The organism is Herbaspirillum sp. UBA812, assembly GCF_002296545.1.
Lineage (GTDB): Bacteria > Pseudomonadota > Gammaproteobacteria > Burkholderiales > Burkholderiaceae_D > Herbaspirillum > Herbaspirillum huttiense.
Genome location: NZ_DBIC01000005.1, coordinates 1 through 6,484, shown reverse-complemented (window position 1 = coordinate 6,484; position 6,484 = coordinate 1). Strand labels below are relative to the sequence as shown.

Sequence of the window (6,484 nt, the reverse complement as noted above, 5' to 3'; positions counted from 1 at the left end):
GGCGCGGGCCGCCATGATGCGCCCGCTGGAAGCACTGCAGGCCATGCTGGACACCCGCACCCGGGCTGACATCCTGCAGGCGCGCCAGGCCAGGGAGCGGCTCGATACCGTGGTGGCCGCAGTGGGCGGCTTGCTGCTGCTGGTGATGATAGTGAGTGTGGCCAGTCTGTACCGGCTGGTGACCGGTCCGCTGTCGCAGGCGGCCCAGGTGGCCTCGCGGGTGGCCAAGGGCGATCTGTGCGGACGCATCGATGGGGGCTTCCAGGGTGAAACCGGGCAACTGTTGTCGTCCCTGCAGGACATGCGCCAGGGCTTGAGCCATCTGGTGCGGGAGGTCAGGCACGGGGCGCGGGTGATGCGCGGCTCGGCGGCAGAGATCGCCGACGGCGCGCTCAACCTGAGCACGCGGGCCGCCCAGCAGGCCGGCTCCCTGCAGCAAACTGCTGCCGCCATGGAACAGTTGAATCAGGCCGTGCAGCAGAGCGCCGACCGCGCGCAGCAAGCCTGCAGCCTGACCCGGTCGGCGGCGCAAGCGGCGCTGGAGGGCGGCGTGGCGGTCAGCGAGATGGTCGGCAACATGCACGCGGTGCACCTGGCGGCCGGGCGTATCGAAGAGATCGTGGCGAAACTCGATGGTCTGTCCTCCCAGACCAATCTGCTGGCCCTGAATGCAGCCGTCGAGGCGGCCCATGCCGGCACCCATGGCCAGGCTTTTTCCGTGGTGGCCGATGAAGTGCGGCAGCTGGCCCGCCGCAGCGCCGATGCGGCGCAGGAGATCAGGGCCTTGCTGAACGATGCGATGGCGCGCATCAATCAAGGAAGCCGGCGTGCGCAAACGGCCGGTCGCAGCATGCAGGAAGTGGTGGCGCAGGTGGGACGGCTCAATCAGCTCATCGGCGAGGTGGCCAGCGCCAGCAGCCAGCAATCAGCCGGGGCGCGCCGCATCAGCCAGTCGGTCAGCGCCATCGATCAGGCCACGCAGCGCAACGTGCTGCTGGTGCAGCAATCGTCGGCCGCCGCAGAAGCCATGCGCCTGGCGACCGAACGCATGGCCGCACTGATGGCCCGCTTTCGCCTGGAGACGGGCGAGGGTACCAGCGAGGGTGAGCTGGTCATCGACATGTCCCGTTGATGCCCCCGGCGATCAGGTCTGCAGGCGCGCGCGCAATTGATCGTAGCGCTCGCTCCAGGCCTGCTGCCATTGGCTGCGCAAGCCCTCATCCATCCAGGCCGCATCCAGCCCATTGCGCATGAAGTCCCGGAAGTCCTCCACCGTGGCCCCGAGCTGCAGCATCATCAGCCAGGCCCCGGTCGGGGTCACCAGATGCAGGGTCGGATCGTCGGTGTTGGGATGCAGGCGCAGCCCGGCCGACAGCATCTGGCGAATCGGGTGGTCCTGCGCCCAGCGCTGCGGGGGCAGCGTGCGCAGGTAGTAGGAATTGGTCGGCACCACCGTGAAGACCAGCCCGCGGCCGATGCAGTGCTGCATCAGATCGGGATTGTCGACGATGGTGTAGCCGTGGTCGATGCGGTCCACCTGCAGCAGGTCGATGGCCGTGGCCACGTTGCGCCAGGGCATGCCGAATTCACCGGCATGGGCCGTGGTCTTGAGGCCGGCTTCGCGCGCCAGGCGGTAGGCGGCTTCGAACAGTTCCGGCGGGCGGTCGTTCTCGCGGTAATCCATGCCGATGCCCGGCACCTGCGGGACGCGGGCCGCCAGCATCCACTGCACCATGGCGACGGCTTCTTCCGGACTGGCCTCGCGGTCGATGCTGGGAATCAGGCGGCCGATGATGCCGATCTCGCGTTCGGCATCGACGATGGCGCGCACGATGGCGTCCTGCGCATCGGCATAGGGGATGCCGGACACGCGCACCGTACCGGTCGGATTCCAGAAGAATTCGCTCCAGGCCACGCCATGGGCGTGGGCATCCTGCAGGTATTCGTAGGTGATGCGGTAGAGATCGTCAGGCTGGCGGATCAGCTCGGCATCCAGCGCGCGCAGTACGCGCAGTACGCCCACCGGTTTTTCACCACGGGTATAGAAGGCTTCGATCTCTTCCGGCGAGACCGGATGACCGGCGCGGGCGGAGAGATCGCTGAAGGTCTCGCGGCGCACCGCGCCGAACAGGTGGCAATGCAGTTCGACCTTGGGTAGCGCGCGCACGAATTGTTCGAGCGTGAGCGGGCCGGTGTCGTCTTGGTGTTGGTTGTCGAAGGTCATGAAACGCAAATCAGTGGAGAGGGCCGGGGCCGGTGTGCTGGGAGGGCGGCATCTTCAGGAGAGCCTGCCCAGCAATTCCTGCATCATGCATTGCATGGCACGCGGGCCATCGACCGTCATGGCGACCTCGGTGTTGGCCGGGGCGCGGCGCGGTACGCGGAATTCGCAGACCGTCATGCCGCGCGTAAGGCGGCCCTGCAACTCGATGTCCACCCGTGCCGGCTGGAAGCTGAACAATTCCGGACGCTTGAGCCAGATGGCCACCGCAGGGTCATACATCGGCATCGGCACCGAGCCGTCGGGACTGCGGATGCGCAGGTAGGCATCGAAGTAGCCCGCCAGCCACTTAGCACGCGGCGTGCCCAAGGCCCGGACCTGTTGCACTTCAGCGGCGGTCACCAGCAGCTGGCGACACAGGTTCAGGCCGAACATGCGCAGCGGGATGCCGGAGCGGAACACCACATCGGCCGCTTCCGGATCGGCATAGATATTGAATTCAGCGGCAGCAGTGTGATTGCCCTGGTCGGCCGAGCCGCCCATGAGAATGATTTCCTTGACCATGCCCGCGATCGCGGGCGCACGCTGCAGGGCCACGGCCACATTGGTCAGCGGGGCGATGCACATGAGCGTGATCTCGCCCGCATGCAGGCGGATCGCCTCGATCATGGCATCCACCGCATGCGGCAGCGGGTCGCGTTGCAGTTGCCGCGACTGGCGTGCTTCGAGGTCGGCGATGTCGACCTGGGGCAGGGCCTCGCCGGTGGTGGCCATGCCGGATTCGCCGAGGATGGCTTGCGCGGTTTCCACGGCGCCGGCGAGCGGCCGCTCGCAGCCCGCATAGACGGGCACGTCGAGATGGTAATGCTGCTTGATCCGCAGCGCATTGTCGTAAGTGGTGACCAGCGGGGCATTGCCTGCCACCACGGAGACGCCCAGCCAGTTCACCTCCAGGTTGGCCGACAGCATCAGCATGGCCAGCCAGTCGTCAAAGCCGGGGTCGGTATCGAGCCAGATCTTGTGCATGTTTGTCTTCTTCTTCAAAGGTCCAGGGGAAAGGCTCAGGCGGCCAGCGCCAGCGCGTCCTGCGCCGGCAGGTCGAAGCGGACGGTGTCGCCTTCACGTGCCCATGCCTGCGCCGCCGGGGCCATGCCGCGTACCTCGCCCAAGGCGGTCTGCAGCAGGTATTCGACATGCTCGCCGAGGAAGCCGCGCGACAGCACGCGACCTTCGTAGGGGCCGCTGCCAACCTGCACCTGCTGCACGCGCCAGCCGGCGCAGGCGGTGTTGGCGGGCAGGCCGGAGAGCGGCAATTGTCCCGCCGCGCCGTGCAACTGGCCGTCGCGATAATCGAACAGGTTCTCGAAGCCCATGAAGTTGGCCACGAAACGCGTGCGTGGCGCATTGAAGAGCTGCTCGGGTGTATCGAGCTGCTCGATCTTGCCGCTGTTCATGACCACGATACGGTCCGACATGGCCAGCGCCTCATCCTGATCGTGCGTGACGTAGAGCATGGTGATGCCCAGTTCGCGCTGGATGCGGCGCAGCTCGGCGCGCATCTGCACGCGCAGCTTGGCATCGAGGTTGGACAGCGGTTCATCCAGCAACAGCAGCTTGGGTTCGATCACGATGGCCCGTGCCAGCGCCACGCGCTGTTGCTGGCCGCCCGACATCTGCGCCGGCAGGCGCGCCTCAAAACCGGCGAGGCCGACCGCTGCGATGACCTTCTCAACGCGCTGGCGCAGTTCGGCGGCCGGCACCTTGCGCAGACGCAGGCCGAAGGCCACGTTGTCGAACACGTTCAGGTGCGGGAACAGCGCATAGGACTGGAACACCAGACCGATGTCGCGCTTGTTGGGGGGCAGGCGGCTGATGTCGCGGCCATCGAGCGTGATGCTGCCGGCGCGCAGGTCGATCAGGCCGGCGATGGCGCGCATGGTGGTGGTCTTGCCGCAGCCGCTGGGGCCCAGCAGCGAAATCAGTTCGCCACGTTGCACGGCCAGGTCCAGGCCTTCCACGGCGGTCCTGGCGTTGCCGTAGCCGAGCGCCACTTGCTGCAGATTCAGGTAACTCATCAGGTTCTCACATCACATGTATTTGGAAATGCCCAGCACCTTCTCGGTGACCAGCACGAAGGCCATGGTGAACAGCACCAGCAGCGTGGACAGCGCCGCAATGGAGGGATCGAAACTGTTTTCCATGTGGCCCAGCATCTCGATGGGCAGGGTGCTGATGCCCGGGCCGGTGAGGAACAGCGACACCGGCACCTGGTTGAAGGAGGTCACGAAGGCCAGGAAGAAGGCCGCAATCACCGCGCCCCGGATATTGGGCAGTACCACCAGCCGGAAGGTCTGGAGGCGCGTGGCCCCCAGCGTGATGGCGGCTTCCTCGATATCGACCCGCAGGTTGGCCAGGCTGGAATAGACCACCCGCACGGCATAGGGCGTGAGCAGCCCGACGTGGCCGATCAGCAGGCCCAGGAACACCGGCGCATCGACCAGCAGCACGAAATGGCGCAACAGGCCCAGGCCGACCAGCATGGCCGGGATGATCAGCGGTGAAGTCAGCACCTGCTTGATCACCGCCATGCCCGGCGGCGGCATGCGCGACATGGCATAAGCTACAGGTACGCCCAGCAGCAGCGCGATCACTGTCGCCAGCAGGCCGATCTGCAGGCTGGTGCCGAAGGCCTGGCGGAATTCATCGGCCTGCAAGACCGAGACGATCCAGCGAAGCGAATAGGACGGCGGCGGGAAGGCCAGTGTTTCGCCACCGCTGAACCCGGCCAGGAAGACGATGATGAAGGGGCCCAGCAGGAACAGCATCACGGCCCACAGCACCACGCGCGGGAAGAGTCCTTGTTTCATGTCGTCCTCCGGGGAGCGGCAATGCGTTTGAGACCGGCGTTGACGGCCAGCGTCATCGCCACCAGGATCACCGCGATCACGTTGGCGGTGCCGAAATCACTTTCCACGCTGACCTTCTGGTAAAGCAGGGTTTCCAGCATCAGGACCTTCGGTCCGCCCAGCAGCGCCGGGGTGACGTAGGCCGTGACGCTGCCGGTAAAGACCAGGGTGCCGCCGACGATCAGGCCTTCCTGCGTCAGCGGCAGGGTCACGCGGGTGAATACCTGCCAGGCATTGGCACCCAGCGTGGAGGCGGCCAGGGCCAGGTCGGCGGAAATGTTTTCCATGGCGCTGACCAGCGACATCAGCATCAGCGGCAGCAGCAATTGCAGCAGGCCCACGAAGACCGCCATTTCGGTGATGAGCAGGCGTTGCGGCTCATCGGCCAGCCCGAGATGCAACAGCACCGCGTTGACCGCGCCATTGCGTCCGAACAGCACGATCCAGGCATAGGTGCGCGCAATCGGCGAGACCATCAGCGGCAGGATCATCATGCCCAGCACCAGCCCGCGCCAGCGCGCATGCACGCGCACGATGGCCTGGGCGGCGGGATAGCAGAGCAGGGCCGAACACAGCGTAACCAGGGCGGCAATGCGCAGGGTGCGCCACAGCACCTGCAGGTGCAGCGGCTCGGCAAAGAAATCGGCGAAGCGGGCCAGGCTCCATTGCAGCGGGCCGCCGTCGAGGCTGTCGGGGCCGCCGATGCGGAAGGCATCCAGCAGCAACGCCGCCACCGGCAGCAGGAAACAGACCGATGTGAAGATCAGCGCAGGCGTGACCAGCATCAGTCCGAGGCGTGATTTGGAAGAGGCGAGCATGGGGCGCTAACGGGGTCCGGAAAGAAAAGGGCGGCGCACTGCACCTGGCAGGCGTCGCCGTGACATGAAGGATTTCGCTTATTTGCTGATGCCCTTGTTCCACTGTTCCAGCCAGCCCGAGCGGTACTTCAGCAGGTCTTCCGGCTTGACGAACTTGAGCGATGCGATGTGTTCACCGCCATAGGTATTGAATTCGGCCTTGTCCTTGGGCAGCACGACTTGCGTATTGACCGGCGAATCCACCAGTTCCATGGCCAGGGCGGTCTGCACTTCCTTGGAGAGCCAGAAGTCCATCAGCTGGTAGGCCAGGTCGGCATTCTTCGATTTGGCGACGATGCCCATCACGTTCATGCCTGCGGCCTGGCCCTCGGCGGGGATGGCCCATTTCAGCGGCATGCCGGTCTTCATCAGTTGCGACCAGGTGAAGCGTGCTACCGGTGCCACCCAGATCTCGTCCTGGGCGAACAGCGAGGACAATTGCGCGCTGTTCTTGGTGAAGGTCACCACGTTGTTCTTGATCGAGAGGATCTTCTGCATGC

General features: G+C 65.7%; 7 protein-coding genes. 1 reads left to right on the top strand and 6 read right to left on the bottom strand.

Annotated features, from left to right (window positions below; genetic code table 11):
- The coding region (locus B3873_RS00190) for a methyl-accepting chemotaxis protein (protein WP_286863446.1) at window positions 1-1,132 on the top strand (1,132 nt) is incomplete at its 5' end.
- Window positions 1,133-1,144: 12 nt separating this feature from the next.
- Here the strand turns inward: B3873_RS00190 and B3873_RS00185 are convergent.
- From B3873_RS00185 to B3873_RS00160, 6 genes are all read right to left on the bottom strand, one after another.
- Window positions 1,145-2,224: an adenosine deaminase family protein gene (locus B3873_RS00185; RefSeq protein WP_286863445.1), complete on the bottom strand. Its 1,080-nt coding sequence runs from the start codon at window positions 2,222-2,224 to the stop codon at window positions 1,145-1,147.
- A gap of 54 nt (window positions 2,225-2,278) precedes the next feature.
- Window positions 2,279-3,247, bottom strand: a complete 969-nt coding sequence (locus B3873_RS00180; protein ID WP_286863444.1) for a nucleoside hydrolase — start codon at window positions 3,245-3,247, stop codon at window positions 2,279-2,281.
- A gap of 35 nt (window positions 3,248-3,282) precedes the next feature.
- Window positions 3,283-4,296: an ABC transporter ATP-binding protein gene (locus tag B3873_RS00175; protein ID WP_286863443.1), complete on the bottom strand. Its 1,014-nt coding sequence runs from the start codon at window positions 4,294-4,296 to the stop codon at window positions 3,283-3,285.
- 12 nt (window positions 4,297-4,308) lie between these two features.
- Window positions 4,309-5,088 carry an ABC transporter permease gene (locus tag B3873_RS00170; RefSeq protein WP_121045541.1) on the bottom strand — a complete coding sequence of 260 codons (780 nt, stop codon included), beginning with the start codon at window positions 5,086-5,088 and terminating at the stop codon, window positions 4,309-4,311.
- Entirely contained in the window at window positions 5,085-5,945 is an 861-nt protein-coding gene (locus tag B3873_RS00165) for an ABC transporter permease (protein ID WP_286863437.1), read from the bottom strand. Before B3873_RS00165 ends, B3873_RS00170 begins: the two co-directional genes overlap by 4 nt.
- A gap of 78 nt (window positions 5,946-6,023) precedes the next feature.
- Window positions 6,024-6,484, bottom strand: a 461-nt coding sequence (locus tag B3873_RS00160) for an extracellular solute-binding protein (protein ID WP_286863436.1), incomplete at its 5' end; no start/stop codon positions are given.

Bases quoted from the DNA above. Each gene is read 5' to 3' on its own strand.
- B3873_RS00185 (WP_286863445.1), bottom strand. From the start codon at position 2,224: ATGACCTTCGACAACCAACACCAAGACGACACCGGCCCGCTCACGCTC.
- B3873_RS00180 (WP_286863444.1), bottom strand. From the start codon at position 3,247: ATGCACAAGATCTGGCTCGATACCGACCCCGGCTTTGACGACTGGCTG.
- B3873_RS00175 (WP_286863443.1), bottom strand. From the start codon at position 4,296: ATGAGTTACCTGAATCTGCAGCAAGTGGCGCTCGGCTACGGCAACGCC.
- B3873_RS00170 (WP_121045541.1), bottom strand. From the start codon at position 5,088: ATGAAACAAGGACTCTTCCCGCGCGTGGTGCTGTGGGCCGTGATGCTG.
- B3873_RS00165 (WP_286863437.1), bottom strand. From the start codon at position 5,945: ATGCTCGCCTCTTCCAAATCACGCCTCGGACTGATGCTGGTCACGCCT.